This is a genomic window from Umezawaea tangerina, assembly GCF_003002815.1.
GTDB classification, from domain to species: Bacteria; Actinomycetota; Actinomycetes; order Mycobacteriales; family Pseudonocardiaceae; genus Umezawaea; species Umezawaea tangerina.
The window spans coordinates 96,503-115,133 of sequence record NZ_PVTF01000002.1; the positions used below are offsets into that span (position 1 = coordinate 96,503).

General features: G+C 74.5%; 15 protein-coding genes. 8 read left to right on the forward strand and 7 right to left on the reverse strand.

The features are described 5' to 3' along the window. Position 1: 1 nt before the first annotated feature. Entirely contained in the window at positions 2-1,210 is a 1,209-nt protein-coding gene (locus tag CLV43_RS06505; protein ID WP_106186147.1) for a GNAT family N-acetyltransferase, read from the reverse strand. A gap of 106 nt (positions 1,211-1,316) precedes the next feature. Here CLV43_RS06505 and CLV43_RS06510 point away from each other — a divergent pair, with 106 nt between their 5' ends. From CLV43_RS06510 to katG, 3 genes are all read left to right on the forward strand, one after another. Beyond that, entirely contained in the window at positions 1,317-2,534 is a 1,218-nt protein-coding gene (locus CLV43_RS06510; protein ID WP_106186148.1) for a cysteine desulfurase-like protein, read from the forward strand. A 61-nt stretch (positions 2,535-2,595) separates the two neighbouring features. After that, positions 2,596-3,030 carry a Fur family transcriptional regulator gene (locus CLV43_RS06515; RefSeq protein ID WP_106186149.1) on the forward strand — a complete coding sequence of 145 codons (435 nt, stop codon included), beginning with the start codon at positions 2,596-2,598 and terminating at the stop codon, positions 3,028-3,030. Positions 3,031-3,051: 21 nt separating this feature from the next. Continuing rightward, complete coding sequence (gene katG / locus CLV43_RS06520) at positions 3,052-5,286, forward strand: catalase/peroxidase HPI (protein ID WP_106186150.1); 2,235 nt, start codon at positions 3,052-3,054, stop codon at positions 5,284-5,286. A gap of 48 nt (positions 5,287-5,334) precedes the next feature. Here katG and lnt read toward each other — a convergent pair whose 3' ends face one another. Further along, positions 5,335-6,855, reverse strand: coding sequence for an apolipoprotein N-acyltransferase (lnt, locus tag CLV43_RS06525; RefSeq protein ID WP_106186785.1), 1,521 nt, complete (start codon positions 6,853-6,855; stop codon positions 5,335-5,337). After that, a complete protein-coding gene (gene mptB, locus CLV43_RS06530; protein WP_170155717.1) occupies positions 6,848-8,362 on the reverse strand; it encodes a polyprenol phosphomannose-dependent alpha 1,6 mannosyltransferase MptB in 1,515 nt (504 codons plus the stop codon). Before mptB ends, lnt begins: the two co-directional genes overlap by 8 nt. Before the next feature lie 235 nt (positions 8,363-8,597). On the opposite strand from mptB, the gene CLV43_RS06535 reads away from it, so the two are divergent. From CLV43_RS06535 to CLV43_RS06545, 3 genes are all read left to right on the forward strand, one after another. Continuing rightward, positions 8,598-9,110 (forward strand): GNAT family N-acetyltransferase, encoded by a 513-nt coding sequence (locus tag CLV43_RS06535; RefSeq protein ID WP_106186151.1) that lies wholly within the window; start codon positions 8,598-8,600, stop codon positions 9,108-9,110. Positions 9,111-9,308: 198 nt separating this feature from the next. Further along, positions 9,309-12,083, forward strand: coding sequence for an AfsR/SARP family transcriptional regulator (locus CLV43_RS06540; protein WP_106186152.1), 2,775 nt, complete (start codon positions 9,309-9,311; stop codon positions 12,081-12,083). A 227-nt stretch (positions 12,084-12,310) separates the two neighbouring features. Further along, positions 12,311-13,282, forward strand: coding sequence for a GlxA family transcriptional regulator (locus tag CLV43_RS06545; protein WP_106186787.1), 972 nt, complete (start codon positions 12,311-12,313; stop codon positions 13,280-13,282). A gap of 9 nt (positions 13,283-13,291) precedes the next feature. On the opposite strand, the gene CLV43_RS06550 is transcribed toward CLV43_RS06545, so the two are convergent. After that, positions 13,292-13,690, reverse strand: coding sequence for a DUF5997 family protein (locus CLV43_RS06550; RefSeq protein ID WP_106186153.1), 399 nt, complete (start codon positions 13,688-13,690; stop codon positions 13,292-13,294). A 58-nt stretch (positions 13,691-13,748) separates the two neighbouring features. Between CLV43_RS06550 and CLV43_RS06555 the strand changes: the two genes are divergently transcribed. Continuing rightward, positions 13,749-14,489: a LysR family transcriptional regulator substrate-binding protein gene (locus tag CLV43_RS06555; RefSeq protein WP_106186154.1), complete on the forward strand. Its 741-nt coding sequence runs from the start codon at positions 13,749-13,751 to the stop codon at positions 14,487-14,489. A 40-nt stretch (positions 14,490-14,529) separates the two neighbouring features. Further along, positions 14,530-15,981, forward strand: coding sequence for a protein adenylyltransferase SelO (locus CLV43_RS06560; protein ID WP_106186155.1), 1,452 nt, complete (start codon positions 14,530-14,532; stop codon positions 15,979-15,981). A 35-nt stretch (positions 15,982-16,016) separates the two neighbouring features. Here the strand turns inward: CLV43_RS06560 and CLV43_RS06565 are convergent, their stop codons facing one another. The 3 genes from CLV43_RS06565 to CLV43_RS06575 are packed head-to-tail and all read right to left on the reverse strand — an operon-like array spanning position 16,017 to position 18,623. Next, positions 16,017-16,706 (reverse strand): GOLPH3/VPS74 family protein, encoded by a 690-nt coding sequence (locus CLV43_RS06565; protein ID WP_211304261.1) that lies wholly within the window; start codon positions 16,704-16,706, stop codon positions 16,017-16,019. Positions 16,707-16,728: 22 nt separating this feature from the next. Continuing rightward, positions 16,729-17,754 carry a 4-hydroxy-2-oxovalerate aldolase gene (dmpG, locus tag CLV43_RS06570; RefSeq protein WP_211304262.1) on the reverse strand — a complete coding sequence of 342 codons (1,026 nt, stop codon included), beginning with the start codon at positions 17,752-17,754 and terminating at the stop codon, positions 16,729-16,731. Then, a complete protein-coding gene (locus tag CLV43_RS06575) occupies positions 17,751-18,623 on the reverse strand; it encodes an acetaldehyde dehydrogenase (acetylating) (RefSeq protein WP_245886242.1) in 873 nt (290 codons plus the stop codon). The genes dmpG and CLV43_RS06575 overlap by 4 nt, the downstream gene beginning before the upstream one ends. Between the last annotated feature and the right edge of the window lie 8 nt (positions 18,624-18,631).

Consider the following 18,631-nt stretch of genomic DNA (forward strand, 5'->3'; position numbering starts at 1 on the left):
GTCAGAACAGCTCCGGGCAGTGCGGGGCGTGGTCGCCGAGGAAGGCGGTGGACAGGGCGGCGACGGTGCCGGGGGTGTGTTCGCGGACGCGGCCCGCGCGGGCCAGGACGGTGAGGCGGGTGCCGCCGAGGAAGGCGGAGCCGAGTGCGGCGACGTCCGCGGTGGCGTCCGGTGCCGCGTCGGTGCGGCGGACGGTGGCGCGGCCCTTCTCGACGGTGAGGTGCCAACGGCCCGCGTTGCGCGGCACGAGCGGGTCGAGGACCTCGACCACGGCGTCCACGTCGGACAGGTAGTGGCGCAGCTCAAGGGCGCGGTCGACGTGGACGAGCCGGACCCACAGGGCGTCGTTGCGGTGGCGGATGGCGGAGCGGGGGTCGGCGAGCATGTGGACGACCGGGTCGTCGGCGGAGGTGTAGTGCTTGACCTCGCCGCCGAGACCGAGGTCGAGCAGGTGCCGGTAGAGGGCGGCGTGGGCCACGTCGGTCTCCGCGACGAGCTCGTGGACGTGCAGCTCGTCCTTCGGGCCACGCGCGTCCCATGCCGTCCGGACCCGGTAGACGACGTACCCGCGCGGGTGCAGGGCGAAGCGGAACGCGGAGAGGCCGTCGCGGTAGCGGTCGTCGTCGGCGAGGTGGAACTCCCACGAGCGCCCGGTGCGGCCGAGCCAGCCTACGCGCGAGGTCCGGACCCGGTCGTAGAGCTCCTCGAGCACCGGCAGCGCCTCGGCGCGGGAGACCTCGCGGACGAGGGCTTCGCCGATGTCGACGCCCGCGTGGAACGGGGCGCCGTGCGGCAGCTCCAGGTGCAGCAGGTCGGAGGCGAGCGAACCGCACCCGAAGCGGCTGTAGATCGCCCCCTCGGAGGCCCAGAGGATCGCGAACGCCTCGTCGATGCCGTCGACCAGGGTCGAGACCAGCCGGTTCAGCACACCCTTGCGCTGGTAGCCGGGCCGCACGCCCGCGGTCGTCAGGGCGGCGGTCGGAGCGACGGCCCCGCCGGGGAGGGTGATCTCACGGGAGAGGACCGCGCTCACACCGACCAGGTCGTCGTCCTGGAAGACGCCGACCGTCCGGTCGAACTCGATCACGTGCTCCACGCGCTCCGGCCGCCCGTCGTCGAGCTCGGTGAGGAACGCGCTCGCCAGCACGCGGCGCAGCGACACCACGTCGCGGGGCGTGAGGACACGGACTGTGAAAGGGTCGTCACCCATGGCTCATCCTTCTGACCAGTGCAAACGAACAGAAAGGTTAGCCTAACCTGACCTGTAGCCGGATCTTCCGCTTTCGCCGCGAGCCGTACTGGGTGAGGCTGGGGGCATGACCTTCGACATCGCCGCCATCCGCTCCTCGTTCCCCGCGCTGGGCGACGGGTACGCCTACCTCGACGGCGCCGCGGGCACCCAGACGCCGATCTCCGTGATCGACGCCATCTCGTCGGCCTACCGGCTCGGCATCGGCAACGTCGGCGGCCCGTTCCCGGCCAGCGCGCGGTCGATGGCGATCGTCGCCGAGGCCCGGCAGGCCGTCGCGGACCTGACCGGCGGCCAACCGGCCGGGGTGGTGCTCGGACCGAACAGCACGACGCTGGTGTACCGCTTCGCGCACGCGCTGGCCGAGGGCTGGCGGGAGGGCGACGAGATCGTGCTGTCCCGGCTCGACCACGACGCCAACGTCCGCCCCTGGGTGCAGGCGGCGGCCCGCGCGGGCGTCGTGGTCCGCTGGGCCGAGGTGGACGTCGACACCGGCGAGCTGCCCGTGGAGCAGTACGACGACCTGCTGACCGACCGCACCCGGCTGGTGGCCGTCACGGCGGCGAGCAACATCCTCGGCACCCGGCCGGACGTCGCCGCGATCACCGCGAAGGCGCACGCGGCGGGCGCGCTCACGTTCGTCGACGGCGTCCACTCCACCCCGCACGACCTGCCCGACGTACGGGCGTTCGGCGCGGACTTCTTCGTGACCAGCGCGTACAAGTGGGCCGGTCCGCACATCGGCGCGCTGGTGGCGGACCCCGCACTGCTGGAGTCCCTGCCCGCCGAGAAGCTGACGCCGTCGCCGGACCGGGTGCCGGAGCGGTTCGAGACCGGCACCTCGCCGTTCGCCGACCTCGCCGGTGTCACCGCGGCGATCGAGCACCTGGCCGGGCTCGCGCTACCGCTGCCGTCACTCCCCCGCCGCGAACGGCTGCGCGTCTCGATGGAGGCCGTCGGCGCACACGAGCAGGAGCTGTTCGACGTGCTGCTGGGCGGTCTCGGCGGGCTGCCCGACGTGACGCTGTACGGCAAGCCCGCCCGGCGCACGGCCATCGCGTACTTCCGGGTCGCGGGCCACACGCCCGCGGAGGTCGCCGAGCACCTGGCGATGAACGGGGTGAACGTGTGGCACGGGCACAGCTACGCGTGGGAGCTGACCGGTGTGCTCGGCCTGCGGGACACCGGCGGTGCGGTGCGCGCCGGGCTGGCGCACTACAACGACCGCGAGGACGTCGACCGGTTCCTGGCCGCCGTGGCCGAACTGCCGAAGGCCGCGGGCTGATCCGACACGGCACCGAAACCTGTTCTTGATTGAGTCCAGAAAGGAGGGCACACTCCTGGGCGTGCCAACGCCGTCGGACTTCGAGAGCATGCTGCGCGGGGTGTCCCTGCGCGTGACGCGACCGCGGGTCGCGGTGCTGTCCGCGGTCCACGACCACCCGCACGCCGACACCGATTCGATCATCGGTATCGTTCGTCAGGGGCTCGGCGGAGTGTCCCACCAGGCCGTTTACGACGTGCTGCGCGCGCTGACCACCGCGGGGCTGCTCCGTCGCATCGAGCCTCCGGGCTCCGCCGCGCGCTACGAGGCACGGGTCGGGGACAACCACCACCACGTCGTGTGCCGGTCGTGCGGTGCCATCGCCGACGTCGACTGCGCCGTCGGCGTCGCGCCCTGCCTGACCGCGTCCGACGACCACGGCTTCACGATCGACGAGGCCGAGGTCGTCTACCACGGCCTGTGCCCCGCCTGCTCCACCACAACAAGTAGCTCCTGAGCACATCTCGGAAGGATTCCCGTGTCTGACAGTCCTGACGCCGTCGTTGGAGAGATGAACGAGGAGAGCGCCGGCGGGTGCCCGGTCTCGACCGGGCGCCTGAACCACCCGACCGAGGGCGGGGGCAACCGCGGCTGGTGGCCGAACCAGCTCAACCTCGCGATCCTCCGCAAGCACGCCGTCGCGGCCAACCCGATGGGTGGCGAGTTCGACTACGCGGCCGCGTTCGCCACGCTGGACCTCGACGCCCTGACCCGCGACGTCGACGCGGTGATGACGACCTCGCAGGAGTGGTGGCCCGCCGACTTCGGCCACTACGGCCCGTTCATGATCCGCATGGCGTGGCACAGCGCGGGCACCTACCGCGTCCAGGACGGCCGCGGTGGCGCGGGCGCGGGCATGCAGCGCTTCGCACCGCTGAACAGCTGGCCGGACAACGGCAACCTGGACAAGGCGCGCAGGCTGCTGTGGCCGGTCAAGAAGAAGTACGGCAGCTCGATCTCGTGGGCCGACCTGATGATCTTCGCGGGCAACCGCGCCCTGGAGACGATGGGCTTCAAGACCTTCGGCTTCGCCGGTGGCCGCGCCGACGTGTGGGAGCCCGACGAGGACGTCTACTGGGGCCCCGAGCGCACCTGGCTGGGCGACGAGCGCTACACCGGCGACCGCGAGCTGGAGAACCCGCTCGCCGCCGTCCAGATGGGACTCATCTACGTCAACCCCGAGGGCCCCAACGCGAACCCGGACCCGCTCGCCTCGGCGCGCGACATCCGCGACACGTTCGGCCGCATGGCGATGAACGACGAGGAGACCGTCGCGCTGATCGCGGGCGGCCACACGTTCGGCAAGACCCACGGCGCGGCCGACCCGGACCAGTACGTCGGTCCCGAGCCCGAGGGCGCGTCCATCGAGGAGCAGGGCCTCGGCTGGAAGAACGCGTTCGGCAGCGGCAAGGGCCGCGACGCGATCACCAGTGGCCTGGAGGTCACCTGGACCGCCACGCCCACGACGTGGAGCAACAGCTTCTTCGACAACCTGTTCGGCTACGAGTGGGAGCTGACCAAGAGCCCCGCGGGCGCCCACCAGTGGCAGCCCAAGGACGGCGCGGGCGCGAACACCGTGCCGGACCCCGAGGACGGCTCGCTGGTCCGCCCGCCGACGATGCTGACGACCGACCTCGCGCTGCGGTTCGACCCGGTCTACGAGCCGATCGCCCGCCGCTTCCACGAGAACCCCGACCAGTTCGCGGACGCGTTCGCACGGGCCTGGTTCAAGCTGACCCACCGCGACATGGGCCCGATCCAGCGCTACCTCGGGCCGCTGGTCCCGCAGGAGACGCTGATCTGGCAGGACCCGATCCCGGCCGTCGACCACGAACTCGTCGACGACGCCGACATCGCGGACCTCAAGGCGAAGATCCTCGACTCCGGCCTGACCGTCTCCCAGCTCGTCTCCACCGCGTGGGCGTCGGCCTCGACGTTCCGCGGCAGCGACAAGCGCGGTGGCGCGAACGGCGCCCGCATCCGCCTCGAGCCGCAGCGCGGCTGGGAGGTCAACAACCCCGACACCCTCGCCCAGGTGCTGCGCACCCTCGAGGGGATCCAGGAGTCCTTCAACTCCGCCCAGACCGGCGGCAAGAAGGTCTCGCTGGCCGACCTCATCGTGCTCGGCGGGTCCGCCGCCGTGGAGAAGGCCGCCGAGACCGCGGGCTTCCCCGTCGCGGTCCCCTTCACGCCCGGCCGCGGGGACGCGTCCGCGGAGCAGACCGACGCGGAGTCCTTCGCCGCGCTGGAGCCGACCGCCGACGGGTTCCGCAACTACCGGGGCAAGGGCAACCGGCTGCCGTCGGAGTACCTGCTGGTCGACCGCGCGAACCTGCTCACCCTGACCGCGCCCGAGACGACCGTCCTCGTGGGCGGCCTGCGCGTGCTCGGCGCGAACCACCAGGAGTCCACCGTGGGCGTCCTGACCTCGACCCCGGGGTCGCTGACCAACGACTTCTTCGTGAACCTGCTCGACATGGACACGGAGTGGACGGCGACGTCCGAGGACGCGGAGACCTTCGAGGGCCGCGACCGCAGCACGGGCGAGGTCAAGTGGACCGGTAGCCGCGCCGACCTCGTGTTCGGCTCGAACTCCGAGCTGCGCGCCGTCGCCGAGGTGTACGCGAGCGACGACTCCAAGGAGAAGCTCGTGCGCGACTTCGTGGCGGCCTGGGTCAAGGTCATGGACCTCGACCGGTTCGACATCGCGTGATACCGGTGTCCGGGTCGGCGGCGCGCCCGCCGACCCGGACGCCCGGCATCACGCTCGACGGCGGCCGCGCAGACCGACCGCGCACGCGGCGAGCGCGGCGAGGGTGAACAGGGCCTCCAGGACACCGCCCCACCTCGTGGCGACCGTGGTGTCCGACCTCAGCGGCACGGTGTCCACGAGCAGGTCCTCGGTGAACATCCCGGACGACCGCGCCACGCTGCCGTCGGGCCGCACCACCGCGCTCACGCCGCTGATCGCCGCCACGACCACCGCCCGCCCGTGCTCGACCGCGCGCAGCCGGGACATGGCGAGCTGCTGGTAGGTCATCTCGCCGCGCCCGTACCAGGCGTTGTTCGTCGGCACCACGAGCAGCCGGGCGCCCGCGGCGGCGCTCTCGCGCAGCACCGCGTCGTAGGCCACCTCGTAGCAGATCCCCACGCCCACACGGGTTCCGGCGACGTCCAGGACTCCCGGTTCGGTGCCCGCGCGCAGGTCCGGCGAGTCGGCGAACGGGGTGACCAGGCGGGCCAGGGACCGCAGCGGGATGTGCTCGGCGAACGGCACGAGCTCCTGCTTGGTGTAGGACTCCCCCGCGCCGGTGCGCGGGTCCCACGCGATGACGGCGTTCTCCTCGTCCCCGTCGACCTTGCGCAGCGCGCCGACCAGCGTGGGCACGCCGAGGTCCGCCACGGCTCCGTCCAGGACCGGGTCGCGGTCGCCGGTACCGGTCGCGCTCTCCGGCCACACCACGAGGTCCGGCCTCGGCACCCGGCCCGCCCGGATCGCGTCCGCCAGCCCGGTCGTGGCGCGCAGGTGGTTGCGGCGCAACACGTCCCGCTCGCCGAGCAGCCCCAGGCCCACGTCCGGCGCGTTGCCCTGCACCACGGCCACCGTGCGCACGCCGTCCTGCGCGTCCACCCCGACGGCCGGTGCCACGGCGAGCGCCGCGACCAGCGGCAGCACCGGCCACGCCCGCCGGACGTCCCGCGGCCGCGCCGCCCAGGCAGCCAGGCCGAACCCCGTCGCCACGACCGCGAACGACACCAGCGGCGCCCCGCCGACCGCCGCGAGCGGCAGGTACGGCCCCTCGACCTGGCCGAAGGCCACCCGCCCCCAGGGGAAGCCGTTGAAGGGCAGCCGTCCGCGGGCGGTCTCCTGGAGCACGAACAGCAGCGCCGCCCACACCGGTGCGGCGGGCAGCCGCGCCACGAGCGGCACCAGCGCGCACGCGGCGGCGGTGAACAGGGCCATCAGCGCGGACAGCACCAGCCACGGCGCGGGTCCGAAGTCGCGGCCCAGGAAGTCGTCGATCCACAGCAGGTGGGGCAGGAAGAAGGCCAGGCCGAACACGAAGCCCAGCAGCGCGGCCCGGCGGACGTGGGCCCCGTCGAGGGCGGACCACAGCACCGCGAAGGCGAGGACCGCCGTCCACCAGATCGTGCGGGGCGGGAACGCGGCGTGCAGCAGCCCGCCCGCCAGCGCGGCGGCGGCGTACCGCAAGGCCGTCCCGGTGACCCACGCGCGCTTGGCCTGAGCGGGGTCGTGGACGGCGACAGCGAGGTCAGACACGTGCCGTCGCCCTTTCCCGGACCGCCGTGCGACCGGCACCCCGCAGCACCACGAACGCCGCCGCCACCAGGAGGACCCCGATCGCGTAGCCCGCCACGAGGTGGCCGACCCGACCGGAGAAGTTCCCCGCCAGCGGCGGGACCAGCACGGCGAACACGGCCACCACCCCTGTCAGCCACGTCCACGCCCGGCCCACCGGCAGGCACAGCGCGAGGGGCACCACCGCCCACAGGAGGTACCAGGGCTGCACCACCGGACCGAAGACGACGACCAGGCCGAGCACCACCCCCAACGAGGTGACCTCACCGATCCGACCCCGCAGCTGCGCGCGCAGCACGAGCGCGATCCCGACCACCGTCAGCGCGTACCCGACGACCTTCCCGACACCGATCATGGTCTGCATGATGTCGGCACCCACCAGTGCGCCCGCACCCCCGGTCAGGAAACCGACCCAGTTCGTGGGTGCCATCCAGCTGTTGACCCGCCCCGAAGTGCCCAGCGCCCGCAACCAGCCGAAGCCGAGCCCGGTGAGCAGCGAGACGAGCACCGACACCACGACGAAGACCGCGACCATGCCGACCCCGGCCAGGGCGAAGTCGCCGACCCGGCCGCCCCGACGGCGGGCCAGCGCGGTCCCGACCACCGCGAGCGCGACCAGCGCGGGCATCTTCACCTCGGCGGCCAGCGCGATCAGCACGACCCCGAACGCCAGCGGCCACCACTCCACCCGCTCCCCCAGCGCGCCGAGCGCGACGGCCGTCCCGGCGAGCATGAGGCCCAGCATCAGGGAGTCGTTGTGCACCCCGGCCACCAGGTGCCACAGCACCAGCGGGTTGAGCACGCCCAGCCAGAGCGCGGCGCGCGCCGACGTCCCCACGGTCGCGGCCAGCCGGGGCACCGCCCACACGACCAGGACCAGCCCCAGCACCTCGACCAGGCGGTGCAGCGCGATGCCGACGACCGGGTCGCCGGTCGACACCTGCGCGACCGTCCGCTCGACGGCGCCGAACAGCGGGCCGTACGGCGAGGGCGTCTCGCGCCAGTAGACGCCGACGCGCTCCACCACCTCCGAGGCCGCCCCGAGGCCCTGCGCGGGCCCGGTGGTGTTGGGGTCGAGACCGCGCGCGGCCACCTCGCCCTGGGCGAGGTAGCTGAACACGTCCCGGCTGAACAGCGGCGGGGCGACCAGCAGCGGGCCGCACCAGAGCACCAGCGTCCGCTTGAGCCACCGCGAGCTCGGCCTCGGCCTGCCCGCGAGGACAGGACGCCCCAGCAGCACCCACGACAGCACCACCAGGCCCACCCCGGCGACACCGGCGGCCAGGGACGCCGTGGCCCATCCCCCTGACGTGGACACCACCCCGGTCCAGGCGGCGGCGGTGAGCAGGACGACACCGCCGAACCCGGTCCAACGCAGCAGGTCCGGCGTCCGCTCCCCCGGCCCGGTCACCGCGGGCGCCGCGGCGGCCGTCGTGAGCGGACGTCGATCCGTCGCCGGGAGTGCCATCTGTCCTCCGAGTGAACCGTCCGAGCCCCGATCGGCGACGACGGGTGATCCCGCCGCCACCGCTTGCGACGATGCTGGCCGGCGAATCGATCATCACGCATCACACCGCGGTCGCATGGCCGCGTACGACCACGGGAGGACACGGCGTACGACCGGCACGACGCCCACACCCCGGAGATCGCGCCGCACCGCTGGTCAACGGCCCGCGCGGGCGAAGATCGCTAGGGTCGGGGGTATGCCCGAGCTCATCGGGCCCACCGTCCGCGCCCATTCCGCCTGGCTCGAGGCGCACGACGACTGGGGCCCCGGCATCCACGAGGACGGCTTCGGGATCCACCCGTCCGACGAGGTCCGCTCCCCGGCCGGGTTCGCGGCCTGGGTCGCCAGGCTGGACGCCGAACGGGCGGGCGGAGCGGTGTACCGGTGGATCGTCGAGGACGGCCGGGTGCTCGGCGGGATCGCGCTGCGCCTCGGGGACGCCGACCTCGTCCGGCGGGCCGGGCACATCGGCTACGGCGTCCGGCCGTCGGCGCGCGGGCGCGGGCTGGGCACGTGGGCGCTCGGGCGGATGCTCGACGAGGCACGGGCGGCCGGCCTGGACCGGGTGCGGCTCGTGTGCGCGGCCGACAACACCGCGTCGGCCAGGACGATCGAGCGCAACGGCGGCGTCCTGGAGGGCGTGCCCGGCACCGGCGCCGCGCGGTACCGGATCGACCTCGGCCCGACGCCGGGGGCCGGACCGCGCTGACCGGTCCGCGTCGCACAACACCCCTGCGGAGCCGGTACCGGGCACGGCGATGGTGTCGCGCCGACCGGTGGAAACCGTTGCGGATCCCCGAAATCCGCAGGTGCGGACCCCTGTGCCGAAACCCGTGTCCCCCGGTCCACGTCGTCGTTAGGCTGGCCGCGGGGTGGAACCACCGGGCACCGGGGAGGTCTGGGGGGCGTGGAGCTTCGTCTGCTGGGTGACGTCGGGGTGTGGCGGGACGGGCGGGCGGTCGACGCCGGCCCGGCGAGGCAGCGGTGCGTGCTCGCCGCGCTGCTGGTCGACGCGGGCCGGGTGGTGTCGACCGACGTGCTGGTCGACCGCGTCTGGGGCGGGCGGCCGCCGCAGCGGAGCCGCGAGACCCTGGGCTCGTACGCGTCGCGGCTGCGGCGGGTGCTGGCGGACTCGGGCGCGACCGTGCGCAGGCAGGCGGGCGGCTACGTGCTGCGGGTGCCGCCCGACGCCGTGGACCTGCACCGGTTCCGCGACCTGTGCGCCCGTGCCCGCGCCGCCGACGACCAGCGGGCCGCCGGGCTGCTGACCGAGGCGCTGGCGCTGTGGCGCGGTGAGGCGCTGACCGGGGTCGGGGGCGAGTGGGCCGAGATCGAACGCGACCGGCTCCGGCACGAGCGCTGGGGCGCGGAGCACGACCTCACCGACGTCCTGCTGCGACTGGGGCACGGCGAGGACCTGGTGGCCGACCTGTCCGCCCGCGTGGCGCACCGCCCGCTGGACGAGCGGGTCGCGGGCCAGTACCTGCTGGCCCTGCACCGCGCCGGGCGCACGGCCGACGCCTTGGCGCACTACCGGGAGGTCCGGCGGCGGCTGGTCGACGAGCTCGGCACCGACCCCGGCGCCGCGTTGCAGGACCTGCACCACCGGATCCTGGCCGCCGACCCGGAGCTCGGCACCGCCACGACCACGTCGGCTCCCTCCGTGGTGCCGCGGCAGCTGCCCGCCGCGCCCGGCCCGTTCGTCGGCCGCCGCGCGGAGCTGGACCGGCTCGACACCGCCCTGCGGGACGCCGGGAGCCCGGCGGGCTCGGTGGCCGTCTCGGCCATCGCCGGGGTGGGCGGCGTCGGCAAGACCTGGCTCGCGCTGCACTGGGCCCACCGCAACGTCGACCGGTTCCCCGACGGGCAGCTGTTCGTCGACCTGCACGGCTTCGGTCCCGACGGCGAGCCGATGGACCCCGCCGTGGCCGTGCGCGGGTTCCTCGACGCCCTCGGCGTGAAACCGGACCGGGTGCCCGCCGACCCGCACGCCCGCGTCGCCCTGTTCCGCAGCCTGGTCGCCGGGCGGCGGATGCTGGTGGTGCTGGACAACGCCGTCGACTCGGCGCACGTCGCCCCGCTGCTGCCGGGCACACCGACCTGCGTCGCCGTGGTGACCAGTCGCGCCCGGCAGACGGGCCTGGTCACCGGGCACGGGGCCCAGCACGTTCCGCTGGACGTGCTGACCGATACCGAGGCGCGCGCCCTGCTCGTGGGCCGCCTCGGCGCCTGTCGGGTCGAGGCCGAGCCCGCCGCGGTGGCCGAGCTGGTCGGGCTGTGCCGCGGGTTCCCGCTGGTGCTGGCCGTCATCGCCGGTCGCGCGCAGACCCGTTCCGGCGCGCCGCTGGCCGCCTTGGCCGACGAGCTGCGCGAGCTGGGTGTGGAGGCGCTGGACGACCGCGACCCGGCCGCGAGCCTGCCCGCCGTGCTGTCCTGGTCGCTGCGCGACCTGAGCGCCGAGCAGCGCGCGGTCTTCGGCCTGCTGGGCGCCGCACCGGGCCCGGACATCGGTCTGCCCGCCGCCGTCGCCCTCACCGGCCTGTCCCCCGCTCGGACCCGCCGGGCGCTGCGGGCGTTGGAGGAGGCCTCGCTGCTGGACCGGACCGACGACGACCGGAGCGCCATGCACGACCTGGTCCGCGGCTGCGCCGCGGGCACCGCCCCCGATGACCGGCAGCACGAGGCCGTGCGCCGGGTGGTCGACTTCTACCTGCACACCGCGCACGCCGCCGACCACCTGCTGGAGCCCCACCGCCAGCCCGTGCGGCTGGAGGAGGCGCCCGGTGTCGTCCCGCATCCGCTGACCGACGTCCCGGCGGCGCTCGCGTGGCTGGAGCGCGAGCACCCGAACCTGCTGGCCGCCCAGCACACGGCGGTGGCCAACGGGTGGCATGCCACCGCGTGGAACCTCGCCTGGTCGCTGAACACGTTCCACCTGCTGCGGGGCCACCTGCACAGCGCCCTCACCGCGTGGCGGGCCGCGCTGGCCGCCGCCGAGCACCTGCCGGACGCGACCACCCGGACCCGCGCCCGCCGGTTCCTCGGCTACGTCTGCTCGCTGCTGGGCCGCCACGACGACGCCACCGCGCACCTGGACCGGGCGCTGGCACTCGCGCGGGAGCACCGGGACCTCGCCGAGCAGGCGCACACCCACCGCCAGCACGCGCTGGTCGGCGAGCTGCGCGACGACCTCCGCGGCGCGCTGGAGCACGCCGGGCACGCGCTCGACCTCTACCGCGCGCTCGACCTGCCGGTGTGGGAGGCCAGCGCGCTCAACATGGTGGGCTGGTTCACCGCGCACCTCGGCGACCACGACACCGCCCGCGCCCACTGCCTGGCGGCGCTGGACCTGCACCGCCGCCACGACGACCCCGGCGGCGAGGCGCACACCCAGGACAGCCTGGGCTGGATCGACCACCGGACCGGCCGCCACCGGGAGGCGATCGGGCACTACCGCCGGGCGCTCGCCCTGTTCCACCACCAGGGCAACACCTACGAGGCCGCCGACACCCTCGACCGGCTCGGCCACCTGCACACCGCGCTCGACCAGGACGACCGGGCGCGCGAGGCGTGGCAGGAGGCGCTGGGGCTGTACCGCGACCAGGGACGCGACCGGCAGGTCGACCGGGTGCTGCGGCAGCTCGGCTCCCGCGGTCTGCGCGGGGCCGACCGGTCGGCGTGAGGGCACTTCCCGCTGGGTCGACGAGCCGCCGCCCTCGGCGGTACCCGTCGCTGCTCTCGTCGATGACGTCCACCTTCCGCCGTGCCACCAGGACGTCCCGATCGTCGGCGGCGGTGGACGGCAGGACGTGCCACCCGTGCCCGCCCCGTCCGGTTTGCTGGGATTCCTGGCCGTTCCGGCCCCCTGCGCGGTCGTAGGGTGGCGGGGTGGAGAGCCGCCTGGTCGTCATGGTCGGGTTCGACGGGATCGAGCTGATCGACGTCGCCTGCGTGACGAGCGGCTTCGAGCACGCGAACCGCCAGGGCGCCGTGCCCCCGTACCGCGTGGTGTTCGCGACGCCCGTGGGCAGGCCGGTCCGCAGCGACACGGGTCTGGAGGTGCGCGGCCAGGGCAGGCTGGACGGGATCGAGGGGCGGGTGGACACGCTCGTCGTGTCCGGCGGACTCGGCCACGAGGCCGCGTCGGCGAACGCCCGGCTGGTCGGCCAGGTCCGGCGCGTCGCGGCGCTGTCGCGGCGGGTGGCCTCGGTGTGCACCGGCGCGACGGTCCTGGCCGCGGCGGGCCTGCTCGACGGCCGCCGGGTCACCACGCACTGGCACTACGCGACCGAGCTGGCGCGGCGGTACCCGCGGGTGGACGTCGACCCCGCGCCGATCTACCTCCGCGACGGGGTCGTGTCGACCTCGGGCGGGGTCACCGCCGCCCTCGACCTGACCCTGGCCTTCGTCGAGGAGGACCACGGTCCCGAGGTCGCCCGCCGGGTGGCGATGGGCATGGTGACCTACCTGCACCGCCCCGGCGACCAGGCGCAGGTGAGCCTGTTCACCCGCGTCCCGCGCCCCGAGCAGGTCCTCGTCCGCCGCGTCGTCGACCACGTGGTCGCCCACCTGGACGCCGACCTCGGCACGGCGGGGCTCGCGGCGTCCGCCGGCGTGAGCGAGCGGCACCTGAGCAGGCTGTTCGCCGAGCACGTCGGCCGCACACCCGCGCGCTTCGTCCGCGACGCCCGGCTGGAGGCGGCCTCCCGGCTGCTGGTGGCCACGCGCGAGCCGCTGACGGACGTCGCCAGGCAGTGCGGCTTCGCCTCCGCGGAGGCGCTGCGCCAGGCGTTCACGCCCCGGTTCGGCCTGCCGCCGTCGCGGTTCCGGGCGGAGCACACGCCCCGCCGCGGACCCGGCGGGACGGCGTCCGTCCACTGAGGAGGGTGGTCAGGAACGCGGGCGGCGCGGCGGCTCCGCCTTGGCCTTCTCCTTCAGGCGCGCGGCTTCCCGCCGGACCTCCGCCTGGGTGGAGCGCTCCTGGCGCAGCCACGTCGGGTTCTCGGTCTTCAACGCCTCGATCTGCTCCGTGGTCAGGGACTCGGTGATGCCACCCCGCACGAGACCGCCGATGGAGATGCCGAGCTTCGTCGCGACGACCGGTCGGGGGTGCGGGCCGTTGCGGCGCAGGTCCCGCAGCCACTCGGGCGGGTCGGCCTGCAGGGCGTTGAGCTCGTCGCGCGAAACGACACCCTCCTGGAACTCCGCGGGGGTGGCTTCGAGGTACACACCCAGCTTCTTCGCCGCTGTCGCGGGCTTCATCGTCTGGGGGGTCTTCTGCGACTTCATGACGTGCAGGGTATCGGGCGCGTCCGCCGCCTCCGGTCACGCCCGGTAATCTGACCTCGTGACCGGCCCGGACGTACCCACGACATTCACCCTCGCGTACGTGCCGGGAGTGACGCCCACCAAGTGGGTGCGGCTCTGGGCCGAGCGGCTGCCGCAGGTCTCGCTGACGCTGCTCCAGGTCACCGCCGCCCAGGCCGCCGACGCCGTCCGCGAGCGCACCGCCGACGCGGTCCTGCTGCGACTGCCGATCGACAGGACCGGCCTGCACGCGATCCCGCTCTACACCGAGACCACCGTCGTCGTGGTGCCCAAGGACCACGTCGCCGCGGCGGCCGGGGAACTGTCCCCCGAGGACCTGGCCGACGAGATCGTCCTGCACCCGCTGGACGACGCCCTCGACTGGGCGGGCCCTCCCGGCCGACCCGCGTTGCAGCGCCCCGCCACGACCGCCGCCGCCGTCGAACTGGTCGCGGCGGGCATCGGGCTGCTCGTGGTCCCCCAGTCCCTCGCCCGCCTGCACCACCGCCGCGACCTCACCTACCGCCCGCTCGTCGACGCCCCGGAGTCGCGGGTCGCGCTGTCGTGGACCGAGGACGAGACCACGGACCTCATCGACCAGCTCATCGGCATCGTCCGCGGCCGCACCGTCAACAGCACCCGCGGCCGCGCGCCCGTGCAGGCCAAGCCGGAGGCCGACAACCGCAAGGCGACGGCCGGCAAGCCCGCGGGCCGCACGCCGCAGCGGCGGACCGCTGCCCCGAAGGCGGGCAAGCGCGGCAAGCCCCGCCGCCGGTCCTAGCCCTCGGGAGAACCGGCGCGCACCCCGTACCGTGGAGGACGTGAGCACCGCACCGGCACCCGTCGTCCCGCTGACCCACCACTTCGCCGAGGCGGTCCCCGAGCTGGCGCTGCCGTGGCGGGCCGACGAGGCACCCGACCCGCGCCTGCTCGTGCTCAACGAGCCGCTGGCCGCGGACCTGGGCCTGGCCCCCGAATGGCTGCGCACCCCGGACGGCCTGCGGCTGCTGGTCGGCAACCACGTCCCCGAGGGCGCTACCCCGGTCGCGCAGGCCTACGCGGGCCACCAGTTCGGCAACTACTCGCCCCGCCTCGGCGACGGCAGGGCCCTGCTGCTCGGCGAGCTCCCGCACGCCGACGGCAGGCCGCGCGACCTGCATCTCAAGGGCTCCGGCCGGACCCCGTTCGCCCGCGGCGGCGACGGTCTGGCCGCGGTGGGCCCGATGCTGCGCGAGTACGTCGTGAGCGAGGCGATGCACGCGCTCGGGATCCCCACCACCCGGTCGCTGGCCGTCGTCGCGACCGGCACCCCGGTGCACCGCGAGACCGTGCTGCCGGGGGCCGTGCTGGCACGGGTCGCGAGCAGCCACCTGCGGGTGGGCGGCTTCCAGTACGCGCGCGCCACCGACGACGTGGACCTGCTGCGCAGGCTGGCCGACCACGCCATCGCCCGGCACCACCCCGCGGCCGCGACCGCCGAGCGCCCGTACCTCGCGCTGTTCGAGGCGGTGGTGGCCGCCCAGGCGTCGCTGGTGGCCCGGTGGATGCTGGTGGGCTTCATCCACGGCGTGATGAACACCGACAACACGACGATCTCCGGTGAGACCATCGACTACGGACCGTGCGCGTTCCTGGAGGCGTTCGACCCGGCGACCGTGTACAGCTCCATCGACCACGGCGGCCGCTACGCCTACGGCAACCAGCCCGCCGTGGCTCAGTGGAACCTCGCGCGGCTCGCCGAGGCGCTGCTGCCGCTGCTCGCCGACGACCAGGACGAGGCGATCGCGCTCGCGGTGGAGGCCCTCACGGCCTTCCGGGCCGAGTACGACGCGGCGTGGTCGACCGGGATGCGGGCCAAGCTCGGCCTGTCCGCCGACGCCGGGCCGCTCGTCGACGACCTGCTCGTCCTGCTCCAGGGCGACCACGTGGACCACACGTCGTTCTACCGCGCCCTTTCCCACGCCGCCCGCGGTGACGACGAGCCCGTGCGCGGGCTGTTCCTCGACCTCGCGGCGGTCGACGCCTGGCTGGCGCGGTGGCACGGGCTGGGCCCGGACGCCGACGCGATGGACCGGGTCAACCCGGTGTACATCCCGCGCAACCACCTCGTCGAGGAGGCTCTGGCGGCGGCCACGGACGGCGACCTGGGCCCGCTGGACCGGCTCCTGGACGCGGTGCGCTCGCCCTTCGTCGAACGGCCCGGCCTGGAGCGCTTCGCCACCCCCGCGCCGCGGGACTTCGCCGACGCCTACCGGACGTTCTGCGGCACCTGACCGGTCGGTCCTGCGCCGGTCCTGCCAGGTCCTGCTCAGTCCTGCCGGGACGGCACCGCCGCGCCGAGCACCGTGCTGGTGTCCCGCAGGTCCTCCGGCACGTCCGCGACCGACCCGGCACCGCGGGCGCGGTCCAGCCGCTCGCGCCAGGTGAGCGCGAGGCCCAGGTCCTTCACCAGCTCCACGCCGTCGAGCAGGTCGGACAGCAGCAGAGCGCGCTCGTCGAACGCCCGGTCCTCGTCGTGGACGGTCCGGATCGCGCTGATCAGCGCCTCGCGCGCCGCCGGGTCGGGGAAGTGGCGCTCGCGCCGGAACACCCCGCCGGGCTTGCGCCGCAGCACACCCGCGCGGATGAGGGAGGCCCGGTGCACTGCGAGCGGGGTCGCGCCGCGGAAGTCGAGCCACTTGGCCAGCGGGAGCGGCTTGCGCTCGGCGACCGACCGGTACCGCAGCTCGTCGAGCAGCTCGTCCGCCCAGGCCACGCCGGTGGGCCGGTGGTCGAGCACGTGGATGTCGCCGCCGAGCTGGTGGACCTCGACGCCGAACCTGGTGAACTTCCGCGACCGCACGGTGATCCGGCGGCGCAGCGCGAGCTCGCCGAGCTCGGCGACCGCGCACCCGATCGCCGTCTGGCGCGCGCTGCGCACCTTGCCGTTCTCCAGGTGCGAGAGCAGCAGCAGCTCCTCGGGCAAGGACAGCGCGCCGTGCGGGGAGGGGGCGGACATGCGCACATCCTGCCCCATCCCCTCAGCGCCCGTCCGGCTCCCGTGACCGGGCGGACAGGTCGAGGGCGATGTCCACGATCATGTCCTCCTGGCCTCCCACCAGCCCGCGCGCGCCCACCTCGACCAGGATCGCACGGGTGTCCACGCCGTAGCGCTCGGCGGCCGCCTCCGCGTGGCGCAGGAACGAGCCGTAGACCCCTGCGTACCCGAGGGTGAGGGTCTCGCGGTCGACCCGGACCGGGCGGTCCTGCAAGGGGCGCACCAGGTTCTCGGCGGCGTCCTGCAACGCGAACAGGTCGCAGCCGTGCCGCCAGCCGAGCAGGTCGGCGACGGCGACGAACGCCTCGACCGGGCAGTTGCCCGCGCCCGCCCCTTGTCCGGCAAGGGAAGCGTCGACGCGGGTCGCGCCTTCCTCAACGGCCGCAACGGAGTTCGCGACCGAGAGCGACAGGTTCTCGTGCGCGTGGACGCCGATCTCCGTCGCCGGGTCGAGCACGTCGCGGTAGGCGCGCACCCGGTCGCGCACTCCGTCCGTGGTCAGCCGCCCGCCCGAGTCGGTGACGTAGACGCAGTGGGCGCCGTAGGACTCCATGAGCGCGGCCTGCGCCGCCAGCTCCCGTGGTGGGGCGAGGTGGCTCATCATCAGGAAGCCCGACACGTCCATGCCGAGCTCCCGCGCGGTGGCGATGTGCTGGGCGGAGACGTCCGCCTCCGTGCAGTGCGTGGCCACCCGCAGCGATCGGACGCCGAGGCGGTGGGCCGCCCGCAGGTCCGCGACGGTGCCGATCCCCGGCAGCAGCAACGTGGTCAGCCGGGCGCGCGAGACGGCCGCCGCGGCCGCCTCGATCCACTCCTGGTCGGTGTGGCTGCCCGGCCCGTAGGTGAGGCTGCTCCCACCGAGTCCGTCGCCGTGCGACACCTCGATGGCGTCCACGCCCGCGGCGTCCAGCGCGGCCGCGATCCGACCCACGTCCTCGACGGCCATCCGGTGCCGCACGGCGTGCATGCCGTCCCGCAGGGTCACGTCCTGCACGAACAGCCCGGTCACGAGGCCGCCATCCGCTCCGCGACGCGCAGCGCCGCCGACGTCATGATGTCCAGGTTCCCCGCGTACGCCGGGAGGTGGTGCGCGGCGCCCTCGACCTCCAGGAAGACCGACACCTGGTGGGTCGCCCGCGCGCCGCCGGTCAGTGTGCGCACGGGCTGCCCGTCGGGCACCGGGACGACCTGCACCGGCTGCTTGAGCCGGTACCCCGGCACGTACGCCGCGACCCGGTCGACCATGTCCGCGACCGCCGCGCGGATCGCGTCGTGCACGGCGGGATCCTCGGCGTCCACCAGGCACAGCACCGTGTCCCTCATCATCGGCGGCGGCTGGGCCGGGGTGAGGACGATGACCGCCTTGCCCCTGGCCGCCCCGCCGACAGCCTCGATGGCCCGTGCCGTGGTCTCGGTGAACTCGTCGATGTTCGCGCGGGTGCCGGGACCGGCCGACCGCGAGGCGATCGAGGCGACGATCTCCGCGTAGGGGACGGGAACCAGCCGCGAGACGGCCGCGACCACCGGGATGGTGGCCTGCCCTCCGCACGTCACCATGTTCACGTCCACCGCGCCGACGTGCTCGTCCAGGTTGACCGACGGCACCACGAACGGACCGATGGCCGCGGGCGTGAGGTCCACCAGCCGTTTGCCGTGCGGCGCGAGCAGGCGGGCGTTGACGTGGTGGGCGTCGGCGGAGGTCGCGTCGAACACGATCCCGATGTCGGCGAACCCGTCCATCGCGATGAGGCCCTCCACGCCGCGGTGCGTGGTGGCGACGCCCAGCCGGGCCGCGCGGGCCAGGCCGTCGGACGCCGGGTCGATGCCGACCATCGCGCCCATCTCCAGCACGTCCGACACCCGGATGACCTTCACCATCAGGTCCG

Coding starts and splice junctions, on each gene's coding strand:
- CLV43_RS06535 (WP_106186151.1), top strand. CDS start 8,598: ATGCCCGAGCTCATCGGGCCCACCGTCCGCGCCCATTCCGCCTGGCTC.
- CLV43_RS06510 (WP_106186148.1), top strand. CDS start 1,317: ATGACCTTCGACATCGCCGCCATCCGCTCCTCGTTCCCCGCGCTGGGC.
- CLV43_RS06565 (WP_211304261.1), bottom strand. CDS start 16,706: ATGTCCGCCCCCTCCCCGCACGGCGCGCTGTCCTTGCCCGAGGAGCTG.
- mptB (WP_170155717.1), bottom strand. CDS start 8,362: ATGGCACTCCCGGCGACGGATCGACGTCCGCTCACGACGGCCGCCGCG.
- CLV43_RS06545 (WP_106186787.1), top strand. CDS start 12,311: ATGGTCGGGTTCGACGGGATCGAGCTGATCGACGTCGCCTGCGTGACG.
- CLV43_RS06575 (WP_245886242.1), bottom strand. CDS start 18,623: ATGGTGAAGGTCATCCGGGTGTCGGACGTGCTGGAGATGGGCGCGATG.
- CLV43_RS06550 (WP_106186153.1), bottom strand. CDS start 13,690: ATGAAGTCGCAGAAGACCCCCCAGACGATGAAGCCCGCGACAGCGGCG.
- CLV43_RS06505 (WP_106186147.1), bottom strand. CDS start 1,210: ATGGGTGACGACCCTTTCACAGTCCGTGTCCTCACGCCCCGCGACGTG.